18 protein-coding genes are annotated in these 20326 nt (G+C 37.6%); 11 read left to right on the forward strand and 7 right to left on the reverse strand.

The window, feature by feature from the left end:
• Window position 1 precedes the first annotated feature (1 nt).
• A complete protein-coding gene (locus tag ACTJKN_RS17015) occupies window positions 2-940 on the forward strand; it encodes an FKBP-type peptidyl-prolyl cis-trans isomerase (RefSeq protein ID WP_440826862.1) in 939 nt (312 codons plus the stop codon).
• Window positions 941-1100: 160 nt separating this feature from the next.
• Window positions 1101-2111, forward strand: coding sequence for a hypothetical protein (locus tag ACTJKN_RS17020; RefSeq protein ID WP_440826864.1), 1011 nt, complete (start codon window positions 1101-1103; stop codon window positions 2109-2111).
• Window positions 2112-2120: 9 nt separating this feature from the next.
• On the opposite strand, the gene ACTJKN_RS17025 is transcribed toward ACTJKN_RS17020, so the two are convergent.
• Window positions 2121-3455, reverse strand: a complete 1335-nt coding sequence (locus ACTJKN_RS17025; RefSeq protein WP_440826866.1) for a cryptochrome/photolyase family protein — start codon at window positions 3453-3455, stop codon at window positions 2121-2123.
• A gap of 55 nt (window positions 3456-3510) precedes the next feature.
• The gene (locus ACTJKN_RS17030; protein ID WP_440826868.1) at window positions 3511-4422 is read right to left on the reverse strand and encodes a TIGR01777 family oxidoreductase; all 912 of its coding nucleotides are present in this window, start codon (window positions 4420-4422) and stop codon (window positions 3511-3513) included.
• 170 nt (window positions 4423-4592) lie between these two features.
• On the opposite strand from ACTJKN_RS17030, the gene ACTJKN_RS17035 reads away from it, so the two are divergent.
• The 4 genes from ACTJKN_RS17035 to ACTJKN_RS17050 all read left to right on the forward strand — a co-directional run bounded on the left by ACTJKN_RS17035 (window position 4593) and on the right by ACTJKN_RS17050 (window position 10623).
• Window positions 4593-5867, forward strand: a complete 1275-nt coding sequence (locus ACTJKN_RS17035) for a DASH family cryptochrome (RefSeq protein ID WP_440826870.1) — start codon at window positions 4593-4595, stop codon at window positions 5865-5867.
• A gap of 187 nt (window positions 5868-6054) precedes the next feature.
• Entirely contained in the window at window positions 6055-8850 is a 2796-nt protein-coding gene (locus ACTJKN_RS17040; RefSeq protein WP_440826872.1) for a 2-oxoglutarate dehydrogenase E1 component, read from the forward strand.
• A gap of 74 nt (window positions 8851-8924) precedes the next feature.
• Complete coding sequence (odhB, locus tag ACTJKN_RS17045; RefSeq protein ID WP_440826874.1) at window positions 8925-10151, forward strand: 2-oxoglutarate dehydrogenase complex dihydrolipoyllysine-residue succinyltransferase; 1227 nt, start codon at window positions 8925-8927, stop codon at window positions 10149-10151.
• 112 nt (window positions 10152-10263) lie between these two features.
• Window positions 10264-10623: a DUF2809 domain-containing protein gene (locus ACTJKN_RS17050; RefSeq protein WP_440826876.1), complete on the forward strand. Its 360-nt coding sequence runs from the start codon at window positions 10264-10266 to the stop codon at window positions 10621-10623.
• Window positions 10624-10638: 15 nt separating this feature from the next.
• Here the strand turns inward: ACTJKN_RS17050 and ACTJKN_RS17055 are convergent, their stop codons facing one another.
• From ACTJKN_RS17055 to ileS, 5 genes are all read right to left on the reverse strand, one after another.
• Complete coding sequence (locus tag ACTJKN_RS17055; RefSeq protein WP_440826878.1) at window positions 10639-11319, reverse strand: 3-keto-disaccharide hydrolase; 681 nt, start codon at window positions 11317-11319, stop codon at window positions 10639-10641.
• A 188-nt stretch (window positions 11320-11507) separates the two neighbouring features.
• Window positions 11508-12026, reverse strand: coding sequence for a DUF4269 domain-containing protein (locus ACTJKN_RS17060; RefSeq protein ID WP_440826880.1), 519 nt, complete (start codon window positions 12024-12026; stop codon window positions 11508-11510).
• A 470-nt stretch (window positions 12027-12496) separates the two neighbouring features.
• Window positions 12497-13099 (reverse strand): lipoprotein signal peptidase, encoded by a 603-nt coding sequence (locus ACTJKN_RS17065; RefSeq protein WP_131031926.1) that lies wholly within the window; start codon window positions 13097-13099, stop codon window positions 12497-12499.
• On the reverse strand, window positions 13099-13482 hold the full coding sequence (locus ACTJKN_RS17070; protein WP_025144123.1) for a TraR/DksA family transcriptional regulator: 384 nt from the start codon (window positions 13480-13482) through the stop codon (window positions 13099-13101). Before ACTJKN_RS17070 ends, ACTJKN_RS17065 begins: the two co-directional genes overlap by 1 nt.
• Window positions 13483-13512: 30 nt before the next feature.
• The gene (ileS, locus tag ACTJKN_RS17075; RefSeq protein ID WP_440826882.1) at window positions 13513-16914 is read right to left on the reverse strand and encodes an isoleucine--tRNA ligase; all 3402 of its coding nucleotides are present in this window, start codon (window positions 16912-16914) and stop codon (window positions 13513-13515) included.
• Window positions 16915-16998: 84 nt separating this feature from the next.
• On the opposite strand from ileS, the gene ACTJKN_RS17080 reads away from it, so the two are divergent.
• From ACTJKN_RS17080 to ACTJKN_RS17100, 5 genes are all read left to right on the forward strand, one after another.
• A complete protein-coding gene (locus ACTJKN_RS17080; protein ID WP_131031924.1) occupies window positions 16999-17187 on the forward strand; it encodes a hypothetical protein in 189 nt (62 codons plus the stop codon).
• A complete protein-coding gene (locus tag ACTJKN_RS17085; protein WP_440826885.1) occupies window positions 17184-17456 on the forward strand; it encodes an isoleucyl-tRNA synthetase in 273 nt (90 codons plus the stop codon). The genes ACTJKN_RS17080 and ACTJKN_RS17085 overlap by 4 nt, the downstream gene beginning before the upstream one ends.
• 113 nt (window positions 17457-17569) lie before the next feature.
• Window positions 17570-18235, forward strand: coding sequence for a DUF6134 family protein (locus tag ACTJKN_RS17090; protein ID WP_440826887.1), 666 nt, complete (start codon window positions 17570-17572; stop codon window positions 18233-18235).
• A gap of 1 nt (window position 18236) precedes the next feature.
• The gene (locus tag ACTJKN_RS17095; protein ID WP_440826888.1) at window positions 18237-19241 is read left to right on the forward strand and encodes an SDR family NAD(P)-dependent oxidoreductase; all 1005 of its coding nucleotides are present in this window, start codon (window positions 18237-18239) and stop codon (window positions 19239-19241) included.
• Between the two features lie 139 nt (window positions 19242-19380).
• Window positions 19381-20172, forward strand: a complete 792-nt coding sequence (locus ACTJKN_RS17100; protein WP_440826889.1) for an SDR family NAD(P)-dependent oxidoreductase — start codon at window positions 19381-19383, stop codon at window positions 20170-20172.
• Window positions 20173-20326 lie beyond the last annotated feature (154 nt).

Genomic DNA, 20326 nt, shown 5'->3' on the forward strand with positions numbered 1-20326 from the left:
AATGAACAAATTTACTAAACTTAGCCTATTTGCACTTTTACTGGCTACTACAATTTTCAGCTCATGTAAAAAAGAGTACGATACTGCTCAAACTATAGATGATGCGGCTATAAAAGCATATATATCAAAAAACAATCTGACTCAAATGCAACCTGATTCTGCTAAAACAGGATTTTATTTTCAGGTTACAAACCCTACGGATGGTACACTTTTCTTAAATAAAGATTCAATCCTGTATGATTTTACACTTAAATCTATGTCTAGTGGAACAACATACCTCCAATCCCCATCAAATGGTAATTTGGGTACATATGTTGGCTATTTAAATGCCTTTTCAGATATTAGATTGTCAAGTACCACTTTTAATATACCCGCAATAAGAACAGCTGCTTTAAAACTTAAACCGGGCGGTACTGCAAGGATATTGTTGCCCTCTTATCTCGCATTTGGTAGGAACGGAATTTCTTCTATACCGTCAAACGAAAATCTCGACATTATAATTAAAACATATCCTTACCGCAAACAGTGGCTATTTGATGATGCTAAAATACTAAGTTTTTTGTCTAGTAAAAATTTAACAGCAACTAAGGATAATAGTAGAATATACTATATTGTTAATACATTAGGTACAGGTGCAGCAATTGATCCTGAAGTAAGTACTGTGGTTATAAATTATACTGGCCGATTTTTGGATGGTTCCTCATTTGATTCCAATACAGATGGTACCTTCTCAACTATTTTATCTAGTACTGCAGGTTTAATTCAGGGATGGAAAACATTAATTCCTAAGTTCCCTGCAGGCACAAAACTTAGAATGTTCATCCCTTCTGATTTAGCTTATGGGCCATCAGGAAGCAGGAGTAGTAGTACTGGTTTATATGTGATCCCAACTAATGCTGTATTAGATTTCGATATTGAAATTGTAAAGGTTACGAATTAATAGATTACGTTTTATAATCCTATTTAAAAATGCTTGGCTCTAGTCAAGCATTTTTTTTGCACCAATAAATTTGCGAGCAGTGATAATAAATTATAATAATTTTTATAACTTGTTTTTTAGTTGTATGTTTGTTTTGTAAGGGAAAACATACTTATGCTATATGAAAAATAAAACTAATTTACGCTGCTTAATACTACTTTTGTTAGGTGTTGTCTCAATCAATTCATGTAAAAAGGATTCTAATATTGAAAATCCTCATGAAAAACTTTTAACAAACGCCGTTAGCATCGAAAACGGATATCTAAAATTCAGAGATCAAAAAGCTTTTGATTCTTTGATTAATATTTTGGTAAAGCCAGAAAATCTTAATTCAAATCCTAGAGAATTACAAAATTTTAAGTCTTATAGGGATGTTTATTTAGAAATAAGCAAGGAATATGAAAATGTTAATACCAGCAAATCATTTGATGATTTTAAGAATAAATATTCTGACTTAGTAGAAATCAAATCGGATAGCTCCTTGACGTATAAATTTGGCACTCCGCTTTCTGCGCTATTTACCAATGTAAATGGAGAGGTGAAGATTGGTGATATTACCACTGTTTACACTAAAGATCAAAGAAGGATATCTTATTCAGGTAAGCATAAAAATGAGTCGCAACTTAATAGCATTATTAGTACTGATGCTACAAAAGGAATATTTGTTTCAAATATTTCAACGAAGACATCAATTCCAGGTAGCAAGCTCGCTTCAACAGAAGCTGTAACTACAACTAGAGCTATTAGATCCCAATTATATTATAATGAAGATGGTAAAAGAAGATTATTTGTTGATATTTGGGTAGATGAAACTTCCACTCAGGGTCCAGATGATTGGACACCTCGTCCTCCAATATCTAGGTATTATTGTACATCAAGGCAAGAGTTAAAGAAAACATTTGGTGGATGGAGAACTAATGAAACAGATTATTATTTCAGTAATTTAAATTATACTTGGACAATCACAGGAGGAATGGGAGATTATCGCTATTTTAATTTAGCTAGTTATAGTGTTCAGGGAGTGTATGGGCCAGTTATAATCGATATGGCAACAATAAGCGAGAAAATTATTGGTTTTGGTGGTTCAGGGCATTTTACCTCTGGTGGGGTTCCAAATACTCCTCTTTTTTAACTATTATTATTATTTTAGTGCCTCTTTAAAAACTTTTAAAACCCTTTCCCTTGCAAATGTATGCTCAACTATTGGTTGGGCATATTTTTTTGTCCCAAATTCTGGCACCCACTTTTTAATATAGTCGAACTTGGGGTCGAATTTTTTGGTTTGGAGTTCAGGATTAAAAACCCTAAAATAAGGCGCGGCATCATTTCCTGATCCTGCGGCCCATTGCCAGCCGCCCACATTGCTTGCCATTTCGTAATCCAATAACTTTTCGGCAAAATAGGCTTCTCCCCAGCGCCAATCGATCAGTAAATGTTTGGTTAAAAAACTGCCCACAACCATGCGTACGCGATTGTGCATCCAGCCAGTTTCATTAAGCTGCCGCATGCCTGCGTCTACAATAGGGTAACCGGTATTGCCTTCGCACCAGGCTTTAAATTCAGCTTCGTTGTTTCGCCATTTAATTTTATCGTATTGTTTTTTAAACGAATCGAAAGCCGAATAGGGAAAATGCCAAAGTATGGTCATGTAAAATTCCCGCCATGCCAATTCAGAAAGCCAGACAGTCGATTTTGCTTCCAATGCATCCTTTACAGCTTTTCTGATGCTTAACGTTCCAAAACGCAAATGCAGTCCGATATGTGTGGTGCCATCAAGCGCAGGGAAATCACGTTCTTTTGCATAATCTTCGAGTTTGTTTTTATAGCTGATTTTCGGGAAATTCAGTTTGCTCTTTTCAAACCCCATTTCTTTTAATGTTGGACTTGGCAGATGTTTAATTTCTATTAGATTTTTGAGATATTTTTTGGTTGGATATGCCTTCACATAAAAATCGTTCAGCTTGGCATGCCATTGTTTGTAAAAAGGGGTAAAAACAGTATAAGGTGTTTTATCCGCTTTTAGGATTTCGTTTTTTTCAAAAATAACCTGATCCTTATATGTTTTGAAGGCAATTTTTTCACTGGTTAAAAATTCGGCCATGTTATCATCACGTTCTCGGGCATAAGGCTCATAGTCATGATTGGTATATACGGCCTTAACATCATATTCCTTTAAAATCTCTGACCATATTTTTTCGGGCTTGCCATATTTTACCAATAAATCTGACCCATATTGCTGAAGTTCTGTTTTTAAATCTTCAATGGTTTGGTAAATGAAAGTAACCCGGGCATCATCTTTTGGGAGTTTATCCAATATGTTCTGATCAAAAATAAACAATGGTAAAACCGGATAAGCACTTTTAAGTGCATGATACAAAGCAGCATTATCTGCTAAACGTAAATCGCGGCGAAACCAGTAGACCCCCACACCCCCTGGAGGGGGCTTTGTCTTTCCATCGTTTATATTATTTTGCATAATTATGTTTTTCTTATTGAGTTTTTTATTTTTCAACCAAGGTTTCGTTTCCCCTTTAGGGGCTAGGGGTGTACAGATCCTTCAAAGCATCCTCTAAATGTGTGAATTTAAATTTGAATCCTGCATTTAGAATTTTTTGAGCTGAGGTATTGTTGCTCATTAAAACAGCTTCAACGCGTTCTCCTAATAACAATTCAAGCACCTTTTTCGGGACCTTGATTGGCCAGACAGGACGATGCAGCTGTTTGGCGATGGCTTTGGTTAACGCTTTATTAGTAACAGGAAAAGGAGCACAGGCATTATAGCAATTCTCCATTTTAAGATTTTCGATGGCTTCGATGTACATTTCCACCATATCATCAATATGCAGCCAGGGGGTCCATTGTTTACCTGTACCTAAAGCTGCTGCGGCAAATAATTTAACCGGTTTGTCGAGTTGTGGTAGGGCGCCGCCATGATTGCTTAAAACGATTCCGGTACGGAGTTTTACAATTCTGAGGCTTAGCTTTTTACCTTGGTCTACAGCATCTTCCCAAAGTTTACAGCATTCGGCTAAAAATCCGTAACCGTTCGGGCTTTCTTCTGTTAAAATTTCATCCCCACAGTCGCCATAAAAACCAACTGCCGAAGCAGAAATAAATGATTTTAGCTGGTTGTCGGGTTTCGATTTAATCGTTTTAAAGAGTAATTCTGTTGATTTTACACGGCTATCGATGATCTGTTTTTTCCGTTCGTCGGTCCATTTTTTATCAGCCACAGGTTCTCCCGCTAAATGGATGATGGCATCTACACCATTCAAACAGTCAGCATCAATGGTTCCTTTGTAAACGTCCCATACAAAATTATTCGGATTATTGTCTTTCTTTCGTGAAAGTGTATTCACCTCGTAACCTTTACTAATCAAATGCTTTTTTAGCTCAGTACCCACAAGTCCTGTAGCCCCGGTAATCAGAATCTTCTTAGCCATCTTTTTAAAACACTAAAGATACAAAAGGGTTTTTATGGCTTCATTTAAAACGACATTAATTTGGTTCTAATTCTTTTGTTACCTATTTGTAAAGAATTATTTAGGGGTTTGATGAAGAAGAAAAATAAGATAAATTTGTAAACGCGTTCTTACACCCTTTTCGATAAAAGATGTCCAAAAAAATTTTAGTCTGGTTTAGAAATGATCTTCGCTTGCATGACAATGAAATGCTGGTCGAGGCGATTGCTAAATCTGATTCAATTTTGCCTGTTTACATTCTCGATCGCCGTTCTTTTGGTGAAACAAAATACGGTACGTTAAAAACAGGTAATATTAGAGCACAGTTTATTTTAGAAAGTGTTTTAGGATTACGCAATTCTTTAAAACAGATTGGTGGTAACTTGCTTATCGCCGAAGGCAATCCCGAAGATATTATTCCTCAGCTTGTTCAGGAATATGAGATTACCGAAGTCTACCATCACCGTGAAGTGGCACGCGAAGAAACGCATGTTTCAACCTTGGTAGAAAATGCACTTTGGAAATTACGCATCAACCTTAAACACTTTATCGGTCATACCTTATATAATAAGGAGGACCTACCTTTTCCTATCAAGGATATTCCCGACGCCTTTAACCAGTTTAAAAAGAAAATTGAACGCGATTCGATTATTAAGCCCTGTTTTTTGGCGCCCGATCGGATTAATGTAGCTGAAGTGATTGACTGGGGAACATTATCTTCATTAGAAGACCTTAATTTGTTGCCACAGCAAAAAGACCAACGTGCTGATTTTGAATTTGTTGGTGGCGAGGCCGAAGGTTTGGCCCATCTTCAGAAAGTAATTGTAGCCATGCAACAGGCTGCAACAACCAAGAATTTAATTCTGGCTTCAAAACTATCGGCATGGCTGGCCATGGGTAGTTTATCGCCACGAAAAGTATACTGGGAAATTAAAAAGATGGAAGGTGTGCCCAATACAAAAGCTATGTTCAATCATATTTTATTAGGCCTGCTTTGGAGAGATTATTTCCGTTTCATGTTTAAGAAATATGGCAACACTTTTTTTAGTCCTGATGGATTTGGCAGCCAGGGACTGATTGATGTTGCGAATGAGCAGGATAATTTTAGTAAATGGAAGAATGCGCAAACAGGTTTTGCTGTGGTAGATGCGGTGATGACGGAGTTAAATCAGACCGGTTTCATCTCGAATATCGCCAGACAAACCGCTGCCTTATATCTGATCAATAATTTAGAAGTAAGCTGGATTTTTGGCGCGGCATATTTTGAAGAAAAGCTGATCGATTATAACCCTGCAAGTAACTGGGGCAACTGGGCCAATGTAGCTGGTGTAGGTAACGATCAGAAATCAAAAAGTGTTTTCGATCTTGATAAAAATATTAAAAACCTCGACCCAAAAGGCAATTACTCCTTAACTTGGGCATCATAGTTGTAATGACTGAATGATTGGGTGTTGAATGATGGAATTGAAATTTTATCGATTAATACAAGTGGTATTTTTGTTATTCTCTCATTCAATAATTTTGTCATTCAATAATTCTCATTTTAATCGAGATTTTTGCCATTTATATAAGGTAAAATTCTAATTTTGTAATGCTTATAGTAAACAGTTAATAATGGATAAATTATCTTATCTTAATGGCGCAAACGCCGAATATATAGAGTCTTTATATCAATCTTATCAACAAGATCCCGAGTCTGTTGAATTTGGTTGGCAGAAATTTTTTGAAGGTTTCGATTTTGGAAGAGGATCAGAAGCGCCTGCAGTAACAGCAGAAACTCCTGAACAATTTTTAAAAGAGGTTAATGTTTTAAATCTGATTGATGGCTATCGTAGCCGTGGTCACTTATTTACGCACACCAATCCGGTTCGCGAAAGACGTAAACATTTACCAACATTAGATCTTGCAAATTTTGGATTATCTGATGCTGATTTAGAAACCGTTTTCAACTCTGGTGTTGAGATTGGTATCGGTGCGGCAAAATTGAAAGACATTGTAGCCTTCTTAAAACAAACATACGCAGGTTCTATCGGAGCCGAATTTAAGTTTTTACGTACACCTGAAGTGTTGAACTGGATTCAGCAAAAAATGGAAAGTGCACGTAATACACCTAATTTCTCAATTGATGAGAAAAAACGCATTCTCCGGAAATTAAACGAAGCAGTAAGTTTCGAAAATTTCTTAGGCACCAAATTTTTGGGCCAAAAACGTTTCTCATTAGAAGGCGCAGAAGCTTTAATCCCTGCTTTAGATTCAGTAATCGAAAAAGGTGCTGAATTAGGTATTGAAGAATTTGTAATTGGTATGGCACACCGCGGTCGTTTAAACGTGTTGGCCAATATCATGCAAAAAACATATAAAGATATTTTTGCTGAATTTGAAGGTAAAAGCTATAATCCAGATACGCCATTTGGTGGCGACGTAAAATACCATTTAGGGTATTCTACGGATGTTACTACCGTTTCAGGCAAAAGTGTTCACTTAAGTTTGTGTCCTAACCCATCGCACTTAGAAACTGTTGATGGTGTGGTAGAAGGCATGAGCCGCTCGAAAATCGATTTCAAATATGGTGGCGATAACAGTCGTTTAGCACCGATTTTGATTCATGGTGATGCATCTGTTGCCGGCCAAGGTATTGTTTACGAAGTAATTCAGATGGCAGGCCTTGAAGGTTATAAAACCGGTGGAACTATTCACCTGGTAATTAATAACCAGATTGGTTTTACCACCAATTATAAAGATGCACGTACCAGTACTTATTGTACCGATATTGCTAAAGTAACTTTATCTCCGGTTTTTCACGTAAATGGTGATGATCCTGAGGCTTTGGTTTATGCAATTAACCTGGCAATGGAATATCGTCAGAAATATAAAAACGATGTTTTTATTGATATCCTTTGCTACCGTCGTTTCGGTCACAATGAGTCTGACGAGCCTAAATTCACCCAGCCATTATTATACAAAACAATCGAAAAACACCCCAATCCAAGGGAAATCTATATCGATCAGTTAACCAAAGAGGGTAAGTTGGAAGCCGGTTTGGCAAAAGAAATGGAAAAAGATTTCCGTGGCATTTTGCAGGAACGCTTAAATGAAGCTAAAGAATTTGTTGCAGGTAATGCCGAAGTTAAATTTGGTGGTGCATGGGCAGATTTGCGTATGGCTACACCTAAAGATTTCGAATCTTCTCCTGTTACTGCCGTTAAAAAATCTACTTTATTAGAAATTGGTAAGCGCATTACAGCTTTGCCATCTAATAAAAAGTTCTTCAAAAAAATCGAAAAACTATTTGCTGAACGTGGCAAAATGGTTAACGAAACCAATGTTTTCGACTGGGCAATGGGCGAGCAGTTGGCTTATGGTACTTTGTTGTCAGAAGGTAAACGTGTTCGTTTAAGCGGTCAGGATGTAGAGCGGGGAACATTCTCTCACCGTCATGCGGTATTAACGCTTGAAGATAGTGAGGAAGAATATGTACCATTGGCAAATATTTCAGACCAACAAGCGGCTTTCGATATTTACAACTCACACTTATCAGAATATGGTGTTTTAGGTTTCGAGTATGGTTATGCCATGGCAAACCCGAATGCTTTAACGATCTGGGAAGCACAATTTGGCGATTTCTTTAATGGTGCGCAAATTGTTGTCGATCAGTATATTGCAAGTGCCGAAACCAAATGGCAACGCGAAAATGGTTTGGTAATGTTATTGCCTCATGGTTACGAAGGTCAGGGGCCAGAGCACTCATCAGCGCGTATTGAGCGTTTTATGGAGCTTTGTGCTGACTATAACATGCAGGTAACAAACTGTACTACTCCGGCAAACTTCTTCCACGTTTTACGCCGTCAGTTTAAACGCGATTTCCGTAAACCTTTAGTGGTATTTACTCCTAAAAGTTTATTGCGCCACCCAGCTTGTGTTTCTAAATTAGAAGAATTTACCGAAGGTGGTTTTAAAGAAGTAATTGATGATGTAAATGTTAAAGTTGCAGATGTAACACGCATTGTTTTCTGTAGCGGTAAAATTTACTACGAGTTATTGGAGAAACAACAGGCTGATAAATTAAAACATGTAGCCCTGGTTCGTGTAGAGCAGCTGTATCCAACTCCTGTTGATCAGATGGAAGCCATCCAGAAGAAATATAAAAATGCTAAAGAAGTTTTCTGGGTACAAGAAGAGCCAGAAAACATGGGCGCATGGCCATATTTGTTCCGCAGGTTGTACAAAACAGCATTAAAAGGCATTGATGTAATTTCACGAAGAGAAAGCAGCAGTACCGCAACAGGCTTTGCAAAACAACATGCCAATCAACAGGCTTATATTTTAGCAAAAGCTTTAGAGATTTCGGTAACGGATGATGTAAAGGATATCGCCAAAAAAGCAACAAAAAAATTAGTTCAGATCGATTAGGTGCATTGTGCTAAGCGTTTGGTGCATAGCGTTTGATATTGATTATTAGAAGATAAAAACATAACATTACAAAAATGAGTTTAGAGATAAAAGTTCCACCTGTTGGTGAGTCGATAACCGAAGTTGTTTTATCACGTTGGATAAAAAACGATGGCGATGTTGTTGAAATGGATGAAGTTATTGCCGAATTAGAATCGGATAAAGCAACATTCGAATTAACTGCAGAACAAGCTGGAACTTTAAAAACCATAGCAGCCGAAGGCGATACTTTAGCCATTGGTGCAGTAGTTTGTAAAATTGAAGATGGTGGTGCGGCTCCGGCGAAAGCTGATGCACCAAAAGCTGAAGAAAAGGCTGTTGTTGCTGAAGATAAAACTGCGGCTCCAGTAGCCGAAAAATCAGGCGAAAGCTATGCTACGGGAACTCCTTCTCCTGCTGCTGGTAAAATTCTTGCAGAAAAAGGAATTGATGCAGCTGCTGTAAAAGGTACTGGTGTTGATGGTCGTATTACTAAAGACGATGCTGTTAAGGCTGAGGCGGGTAAAAAACCAGAAGCACCAAAAGCAAGTGCTCCAGTTGTAGCTGCTGCTCCTGCAGGTAGCCGCGGCGAACGCCGTGAGAAAATGTCTCCACTACGTAGAACGGTTGCAAAACGTTTAGTTGCTGTTAAAAATGAAACCGCAATGTTGACTACTTTTAACGAAGTTAACATGAAGCCGATTATGGATTTGCGCGGAAAATATAAAGATCAGTTTAAAGAAAAATTTGGTGTTGGTTTAGGCTTCATGAGCTTTTTCACTAAAGCAGTTACCGAAGCATTAAAAGATTTCCCTGCGGTTAATGGTCGTATTGAAGGTGAAGAATTGGTTTACAATGACTTTGCTGATATTTCGATTGCAGTTTCTGCACCAAAAGGTTTAGTGGTTCCGGTAATCCGCAATGCAGAAAGCATGACTTTAGCTCAGATTGAAAAATCCGTTTTAGAATTGGCTTTAAAAGCACGTGATAGCAAATTAACCATCGAAGAAATGACTGGTGGAACATTCACCATCACTAACGGTGGTGTGTTTGGTTCAATGATGTCTACACCGATTATTAATGCGCCACAATCGGCCATTTTAGGTATGCACAACATTGTTGAGCGTCCGGTAGCTGAAAAAGGTGAAGTTGTAATCCGTCCGATGATGTACGTTGCTTTATCTTACGATCACAGAATTATCGATGGACGTGAGTCGGTTGGTTTCCTGGTTCGTGTGAAACAGTTGTTAGAAGATCCGGCTAGATTATTATTAGGTATCTAACCCCTAATCCCTAAAGGGGAATTAAATCTTTATAGAAAGTCAAGATAAAGAAGTCAAGTTTTAATGGCCAATGTGCTATAAAAACTTGACTTCTTTTTTTTATACCTGAAAAATGAAATTAACGTTCAACTCGAAATTCCTCTTTATTTTTCTCGCGATTCTCATCGTGGAAATCTTAATTGGCAAATACCTTCACGATGCTTTTATCAGACCTTTTGGCGGAGATGTATTGGTTGTTATCTTGATTTACGGATTTTTGAGGATTTTCCTTAAAACCAATAATAAGCAGTTAGCATTAGGTGTCTTAATTTTTTCTTTCGTAATTGAGTTCCTCCAAAAGGCAAATTATGTTACCTGGTTTGGTTGGGAAAACAACAGATTAATGAGCACTATATTGGGTACCTCTTTTAGTGTTTACGATCTGCTCGCTTATTTTGTAGGCTATCTGATCTGTTTGTGCTTTAAGGATTGAGCTAAAGCACTTTTCTTATTTTGAAAGCGCTTTAATTGGTTTTAAATCCAATTGTTTAAATTCTACTTCACTACCTTCTGCTTGTAAAGCAATTTGCCCGCTACTTGCAGTGCAATTTGTACCATAGTTTACCATTATGCCATTTACCCAAACTTTAACTTCGTTATTCAAACATTGGATAACCATGGTATTCCACTCGCCAAGCGGTTTTTCACTGTCATCTGTTAAATTTTTAATCCGGCGGAGTTTATTTCCATTTATGCCCCAGTTTTCTTGAGGCCCGCGTCTGGTAACCATATCAGGCACTGTAATATCTTCTTCGATACACCAGAAATCGCCGGCATCTTTATGTTGCATCTGCACTTCCAGCGATTTTGGAAACATACCATACAATGCCCTTGGCGTAGATGAATGAACTAAAACACCACAATTGCCCGGTTTGCCAGCAAAGCGGTATTGTACTGTTAACTGGTAATTTTTATAAATTTTATCAGTTATTAAATGTCCACCTGGCGTACCTAAACTAACCAGCATCCCATTGCGTACAATAAACGGGTTAACGGTATTAGGCTGTTTGTCCATTGCAGGCACATCTACATGCCAACCGTTTAGATTTTTTCCGTTAAAAAGGCTTTTTTGAGCAAATGCTGAGCTGCTAATAATAACTAGTAGTAAAAAGGCATAGTAAAGTTTCATGATATATTTGGTTTTATATTTCAAATATATTTTAAAAAATTGGAATACTGTAGCGATGGTTGTCATCCTGAATGAAATGAAGGATCTTTATTGAGTGGTTTGAACTTTTGTATTTCTTTGATTAAGATTCTTCACTGCGTTCAGAATGACAGCGATGCTCCAACTCAAGATCTGGTCTCAGCGTCCCGTTAAGGCTCCAATTTCAGTAATTCTTCGTATGGATTTCCCTCAAGCCCCAATAATTTAGCAAACGCCGGCTCCGTTTTATAACCTTGGTTTTTGAGACCAATAATGTCCAGCCTAAATTTTTCGCCCTTGGCTAAGAGTAATTTGTGTTCAATTAGCATATGCCGATAAGCATTTTGTTGTGTGGTAGGAGTATTTTGTCCGAATATTTCTATTTCGAAACCATCGATGATAAAATTCGCCTTAGTGGCGTCGAATTTAGGGCTTTCATAAATGGTAAATTCTTTTTCAGATCCAAACAGTGCATTTAATTTATAGATAAATTCATTTTTATCAGAAACTTCGCATATAATATCCAGATCGCTGTTTTCGATATCGATATTGATTGGAATGGTGCCAACCAAGATTGGATGGTAAGGGGTAAGCTTTGCAAGGACTCGATTATCTGTTAACACCTGATAAGCTTTCTGTTGCCTTTCGTTACCAAGCTTTAAGTAAGATATATCAAGAAAGTTGATCATTGTTTTGTTTTATACTTAACGTGAAAGATCCTGAAATAAATTCAGGAGGACGAGTAGGTACTTTGATTTTTTCTTCCTGCAGCATCCAAAGTTACTAAAACCTGATAGTATGAATGCCATGCGTTCTAATTCTGTCCGAATTTCTATGAAGAAACTAAAGCATCGCACAAGCTGCATTGGCAGAAAGGATAGCGGGAACGAGCTTAAATATCTACTTCTGTAATTGCTTTCCAAAAGGATGTGATGTATTTATGTTATTGGTCGGTGTGACACCAACCAATAGGACTGATGGAATGACAATTCTACAAAAGCCTCCTCGCATCCGATAGCTATCGGATGACGAATTCATTGAAAAACAACAGCCCACCTCAGTTAAGAAATGGGCTGTTTTGTATTTTCGTCACCCTGAATTTATTTCAGGGTCTTCCTAGATAGATGCTGAATTAAGTTCAGCATGACGAATCGCTTATTTAATCTTCTACAATCTCACTGTTAATACTTACATCGTCTTTTACATCTTCTTTAAAGTAGTTTTTCTGGAAGATGAGGATCAGTATCACGCCAACCGAAATAGCTGCGTCGGCAAGGTTAAAAACAGGTCTGAAGAAAACAAACTCTTCGCCTCCCCAAATGGGTACCCAGGTAGGGAAGTGGCCTTCTGCAATCGGGAAGTAGAACATGTCTACTACACGACCGTGAAACCAGTTTTCGTAACCATAAATCTTTCCGTAAAATACAGAATCAATAATGTTTCCTAGTGCGCCAGAAAAAATCAGCGCAACATTTAGAATTAAACCGCGGTGATATTTATGCTTAATTAGATAATGTAAGCCATAGCCGATTCCTGCAACAGCGGCAATACGGAAAAGCGATAAGGCTAATTTGCCAAACTCACCACCAAACTCCATCCCAAAGGCCATCCCATTATTTTCGGTAAAATGGATAATACACCATTTGCCAATAATATGGAATTCCTGACCAAGGTACATGTGCGTTTTAACCCAGGTTTTAACCAGCTGATCGGCCAGTAAAACTAAAAAGATAACAATTAAAGGTTTTGTATAGCCTTTCATTAACTCTGCTTTAATTTTGCTTCCATGCTTAAAGTTGCATGAGGAACAGCGCGTAAACGTTCTTTTTGGATTAATTTTCCGGTTTCGCGGCAAATACCATAAGTTTTGTTCTCGATACGTACCAATGCATTCTCCAGGTTGTCTATAAACTTTTTCTGACGGGCAGCCAACTGATTGATCTGCTCTTTTTCCATTGTTGCAGAACCATCTTCTAATGTTTTATACGCACCTGAAGTATCTTCTGTTCCGTTTGCGTTTGGATTACTCAAAGAAGTGGTTAAAGAGTTTAATTCCTCTTTCGCCATGCGTAATTTATCTTGAATTAATTCTTTAAATTCTTGTAATTCACTGTCTGAGTAGCGTGTTTTGTTGCTGTTTTCCATGTTCTTTTTCTAATTTTCTAATATATGGATTTATATTTTAGTTACTGAAATGCTTAACTCAACATCGTCGATAACGATTTTGTTTGCATTATTTACAGTATCCGTTAATTCAAATTCATCGGCCAATATTTCCGCGCAAATGTAATCCTTGTTTTTGGCAACTGCGCCGGCTACCAAGTTATCATTTTGTAACGAAACTTTAATCCTATCGGTTACTTCAAAGTTTAATTCTTTTCGCAAGTTTTGGATACGGTTAACCAATTCGCGAGAAATGCCTTCTTGTTTCAGCTCTTCTGAGATGGTAACATCCAAAGCAACAGTTAAACTGCCCAGGTTGGTTACCTGCCATCCCGGAATATCTTCGGCAAAAACTTCTACATCATCATTTAAATTGATGGTAAATTCTTCACCATTACTGCCAACTACGATTATGAAGCCATCATTTTCTAAACGTTGGATATCATCCTGATTTGAATTTTCTAAAGCCTGTTTAACCAGGCTCATATCTTTTCCAACTTTTTTACCCAACGATTTGAAGTTTGGTTTCAGCTTTTTCTTAACGATACCATGTGTATCGGTAATGAATTCGATATGTTTAACATTCGTTTCAGAAAGGATATAATCCGCAACCTTTGATATTTTTTGTTCGAAATCGCCACTTAAAGATGGGATTAAGATTTTCTCAAGTGGTTGACGCACATTGATGCCCGATTTTTTACGCAGCGATAAAACCATCGATGAAATATCCTGAGCGTAAACCATACGCTCATTCAAATCGGTATCAATCAAACTTTGATCAGCCTCTTTCCACAAAGTTAAATGTACCGACTGCTCTGCATGTGCATCGGTAACGGTTAAGTTTCTGTATAACCAGTCGGCAAAGAAAGGCGCAACAGGACTCATCAACTGTGCTAAGGTTTCTAAACAAGTATATAATGTTTCGTAAGCAGCACGTTTATCATCAGTCATTTCGCCTTTCCAGAAACGGCGACGACTTAACCTGATGTACCAGTTACTCAAATGTTCATCAACAAAAGCCTGAATAGCGCGGGTAGCTTTCGTTGGTTCATAAGTATTGTAACTTTCATCAACTTCGTTGATTAAGGTTTGCAATAACGATAAAATCCAGCGGTCTAATTCTGTTCTGTCTTCAACTTTGCTTAAATTATTTTTATCGATCTCGAATTTATCGATATTGGCGTAAAGGGCAAAGAAAGCATAGGTATTGTAAAGTGTTCCGAAGAATTTACGGCGCACTTCAGCAATTCCATCAATGTCAAATTTTAGGTTATCCCAAGGATTTGCATTAGAAATCATGTACCAACGCGTGGCGTCAGCACCATATTCGTTAATGGTTTGGAATGGATCAGCGGCATTGCCCAAACGTTTTGACATTTTTTGTCCGTTTTTGTCTAGGACCAGTCCATTGGAAACTACATTCTTGTACGCTACTTTATCAAAAACTAATGTAGAGATTGCATGTAGCGTATAAAACCAGCCACGGGTTTGGTCTACACCTTCGGCAATAAAATCTGCAGGGAAATCTTCATTTCCGTCGATTGTTTCTTTGTTTTCGAAAGGGTAGTGCCACTGCGCATAAGGCATAGCACCAGAGTCAAACCAAACATCAATTAAATCACTTTCGCGGCTCATTGGTTTGCCTGATGGAGATACTAAAATAATTTTGTCGACCACATTTTTATGTAAGTCGATCAAATCATAGTTCTCTTCAGACATGTTTCCGATTTCGAAGCCCTTAAAAGGATTTTCTTTCTGGAAACCAGCTGTTATAGATTTTTCAATGGCATTGTAAAGTTCCTCAACAGAACCGATTAACACCTCTTCTTTTTTATCTTCAGTTCTCCAGATTGGCAAAGGAATTCCCCAATATCTCGAACGTGATAAATTCCAATCGTTAGCGTTTTTTAGCCAGTTTCCAAACCGACCCTCACCAGTTGATTTTGGTTTCCAGTTAATGGTTTCATTAAGGTCGAACATCCTGTCCTTAACATCCGTAACTTTAATAAACCATGAATCTAAAGGATAATATAAAAGTGGTTCATCAGTTCTCCAGCTGTGTGGGTAACTGTGAACATATTTTTCTACTTTAAAAGCTTTATTTTCTTCTTTTAATAAAATAGCAATTTCTACATCAACCGATTTTTCAGGTGCTTCGCCAGCATTGTAATATTCGTTCTTTACATATTTGCCTGCAAAAGGACCAACATGTTTAGTGAACTTACCCTGTAAATCTACTAATGGAACGGGAGTATCATTTTCATCTAATACCAACATTGGTGGTACTTCAGGAGTGGCTTCTTTAGCTACTTTAGCATCATCAGCGCCAAAAGTAGGGGCTGTATGAACAATACCGGTACCATCTTCTGTAGTTACAAAATCTCCAGAAATTACTCTAAATGCATTTTCAGGATTTTGATACGGCAATGCGTAAGTTAATAGTTGTTCATATCTAATTCCAACCAATTCACTTCCCTTGCATTCGGCAAGTATTTGATAGGGGATTTTTTTATCGCCAGCTTTAAAATTTGTAAAATCTTCAACTTCATTGCTTTCAAAGAAAATTTTACTAAACTGCTTGCCAACCAGGTTTTTTGCCAAAATTACATTTGTTGGCAAAAATGTATATTGGTTGAACGTTTTGACCAAAACATAGTCGATTTTTGGCCCAACAGTTAAAGCCGTGTTTGATGGTAAAGTCCATGGAGTAGTAGTCCATGCCATCAGGTAAACATCTCCAAATGTTTGTAAAAACGGAGGTAACGTATTTGCTATCGCCTTAAATTGAGCGACAATTGTTGTATCTGTAACATCCCGGTAAGCGCCAGGCTGATTTACCTCATGCGAACTCAATCCTGTCCCGGCTTTTGGAGAATAAGGTTGGATAGTATAACCTTTATAGATTAATCCTTTATCGTAAATCTGCTTCAAAAGCCACCACACCGACTCCATGTATTTCGACTTATAGGTAATGTATGGGTCATCCATATCTACCCAATAGCCCATTTTTTCAGTCAAGTCATTCCACACATCAGTGTAGCGCATTACTGTTTTTTTACAAGCCTCGTTATAGTCTTCAATAGAAATAGTTTTACCAATATCCTCTTTGGTAATCCCTAATTCCTTTTCAGTTCCAAGCTCAACAGGTAGACCATGTGTATCCCAACCAGCTTTTCTTTTAACCTGATAACCTTTAATTGTTTTATAGCGGCAAAAAATATCCTTAATTGCACGCGCCATTACGTGGTGAATCCCCGGCATGCCATTGGCAGAAGGTGGGCCTTCGTAAAAAGTAAACGGATTAGATTTCGGACGGGAAGAAATACTTTTTTCAAAGATATTTTCCTTTTTCCAAAAATCCAGTATTTCTTGCCCTATTTTGGCAAGTTCCAATTGTTTAAATTCGCTATACATCAATCAAGTACCTCAAAAAATTAAAGGTTGCAAAGTTAACAGAATTGACTGAATTTTGGTAGTTTTGATGTAAATACTTTTAATGTGAAATTATTTAATATCGGGCTTACATTGATGATTGTTGCCGTAATTGCCTTGCCAATTGTTGCGGTAATAAATCCTTCAGACCGGGATTTTGTACTTTATGCTTTTTATTTCTGCGGCTTGCTCGAACTAATCGGGCTTATTTTTGTTTTAATCCATATTGTAACACTAAAAAGAAAGAACCCATGATTAAGCTCTTAAAATTGCAGAAAGCCGTTTTCATCCTCATAGCTGGCATACTTTCTTTTATTGCCTATAAAATTTTAGATGCAAACGAGGTAAAAGGAAGTATCTATTTACAGATGCTGGCCGGCGTACTCATCATCATTGGTGCATTATGGTTGTTATATCCAATTTTATTCGCCAAAAAGGATAATGATGGCAATGCCGAAATCATTACCGATCCAACGGTCGAAGTTCCGGTAGATGAAGAGGATAAAAAGCCTGCAGCCGAGTAACCTCATCCCCGTAGCCTTTGGGTTTAAACCCAAGGCCATGAAAAAAATAAAATCCACGTAGGGGTAAATTTCCTGTGAGTTGTATTAGCTCTAAATAACAAATAGAGATAACTATGATTCCTGCATTAATTATTTGGCTCTGCAAGAAATATTTTGCTCCAAAAACCTACAAAAAATTCTCCTCCAAAAGCCCAATCAATCCAAAAAGTGTTGCTTCGCTGCTCTTTCTTATCTGTTCATTTTCATCGGCTTTTGCACAACAAAGTAAATTTAACATCAAGCGTAATGGCGAAGTAATCGGCCAGATGTGTTTCCAGCAGAAAGACGATGGTGATAATGTTTATCTAAAAATAACTTCAAAAGTACAAACCCGTTTTGTTTTCAAAATTGATGTGGAAACAGAGGATATAGCGCATTTTAAAAATGGCAAACTCCTTAGCTCAAATGTAAATCGGATAGTAAATGGCAGTGCAAAAGAGGCTAAGAAAACAAGTTGGACAAATAATGTTTACCAACTTAAAACCGGCGATAAAACCAGTACAATAAATCAGCCTATTAGTTATAATACGATGCTCCTGTATGCCAAAGAGCCTGTTAATATCCCCGAAATTTACTCTGATAACTTTCAGTGTTTTATCCCCATTCATAAAAACGGAGCACATCAGTATCGGATCAATCTTCCCGATGGGAATTATAACGACTACCATTTCGAAAACGGAATATGTAAACTGGTAGTTGTAAATCACTCCTTATACACCATTAGAATGGAAAGGGTTTAAGATGGAAACAGTTGCAAATAAATACCTCAGGGTTTTGGTTACGGGTGCATCAGGCTTTATCGGCCGGAAATTAAGCTTTACCCTTGCAGAAATGGGCTACGATGTAGTGGCACTTTGCAGAAATGTTAAGCACCCCTTTCTTATTCAGCACCGAAATATCCAGTTTGTAAAAGGCGATGTTTTGGATCCTGAAAGTTTAGAAAACGCCATGAAAGATTGTTATCAGGTTTACCATACGGCAGCAATGGCCAAAATGTGGTGCCGGAATGAGCAGGATTTTTACGATGTGAATGTAATCGGGACTAGAAATGTGCTCAGTTGTGCATTAAAGTTGGGTGTAGAAAAAGTTGTGCATACCTCAACTTGCGGGGTGTGGGGACCAACATTAAATCTGCCGGTTTCAGAAAACGACCCAAGGGCAGTCGGCTTCCCGATTAGCTACGAACGCACAAAATACTTGGCTGAATTAGAGGTGAAAGAGTTTGTAAAAAAGGGGTTGGAAGTGGTAATTGTAAACCCATCAAGAGTATATGGCGATGGACCAATAACTGATAGTAATACGGTGAGCAAAATGGTTACGGGTTATATAAAAGGTACATGGCATTTTATTCCGGGCGATGGAAAAGCAATTGCCAACTATGCTTTTGTAGATGATGTGGTAGATGGACATATTGCAGCCATGCAGAATGGCAGGAATGGCGAACGGTATATTTTGGGCGGTGTTGATGTTTCTTTTAATAGTTTTTTCGGCACATTAAGGCAGATCACTGGTAAAAAAAGAAGTTTGTATAAAATCCCGGTAGGCATTATTAAAGCTTACAGTTTGCTGGAGTCTTTAAAGTCGAAATTTTTTAACCTTACCCCGTTCTTTCTGCCAGCGTTTGCCGATAGGTTAAAATGTAATCAGCAATATTCGAGCAATAAAGCCATTGCCGAACTAAATTATCGGATAACGCCTTTTGCAATAGGTTTAGGAAAAACCATTAATCACTTTAAATCTAATTAGGTTAAGGTTATCGTCCTCGTTTGCAACGAGGATGCAGGAGAATGTCGATTATATCGACTTTTACAACGCTATAATCCACATTGCAAATATAGTTCTCAACCGTCCTCATTACAAACGAGGACGATATAAAAGTATAAAAATGAAACAATTAACAGTATTGATTACAGGTGCAAGCGAAGGTTTGGGGAAATCTTTCGCTATCGAATCGGCCAAACGTGGTTTAGGTTTGGTATTGGTTTCGCTACCCAATAGTGGGCTGGAACATTTAGCAAATTACCTGCGTGTAAACTTTAACAGTAAGGTGTTCTGTATCGAAATAGATTTGACCGAAAATACCTCCGCCAGCGAAATTTTTGAAAAATTAAGGGTGAACAAGATCAATGTGAATGTTTTAATCAATAATGCTGGTTTAGGCAACTGGAGTTGGTTTGAAGATAAAAATGTCGATTTTTACAGAACACAGATTGAGCTTAACATTACGAATACGGTTTTGCTTACGCGGTTATTTTTAAACCATATCGATAAAAGTACAGCAAGTTATATTTTAAATGTTGGCAGTTTAGGCGGACATTTTATCGTACCAAAAAAACAGGTTTATGGGGCAACCAAATCTTTTATCGGTTATTTTACCCGTTGTTTGCAACTCGAATTGAGCGGTACAAATGTGCACATTAGTTTACTTAGTCCTGGCGGTATTAATACCAAACCAGAATTATTGATAATGAACAATGAATTAAAGGGTTTTGCAAAAGCGACGATTTTAGAAGCCGATTATGTTGCCAAAACAGCAATGGATGGTATGTTGAAAGGAAAGAAAGAAATTATACCAGGTTTTGCAAACCGTTTTTTGGTGGTGCTGGATAAAATTATACCGGGCTTTTTAAAAGAAATTATAATTAGGCGTAAATTGAGGGCAATTTTGACAACATAGCGTGTGAAATATTAACCACAGATAAAAAGGATGGACACAGATGGCGTTTGCCTAAAAAGATGTTGGCTTAAACAAAGTGTTGGTCAGTCTGAGTGTAATCGAAGACGCTTTTGACGAGTTATGTAAATGACTAACCCGCATCTGTGTTTATCTG

It is taken from the genome of Pedobacter sp. 22163 (assembly GCF_052045595.1).
Classification (GTDB): Bacteria; Bacteroidota; Bacteroidia; order Sphingobacteriales; family Sphingobacteriaceae; genus Pedobacter.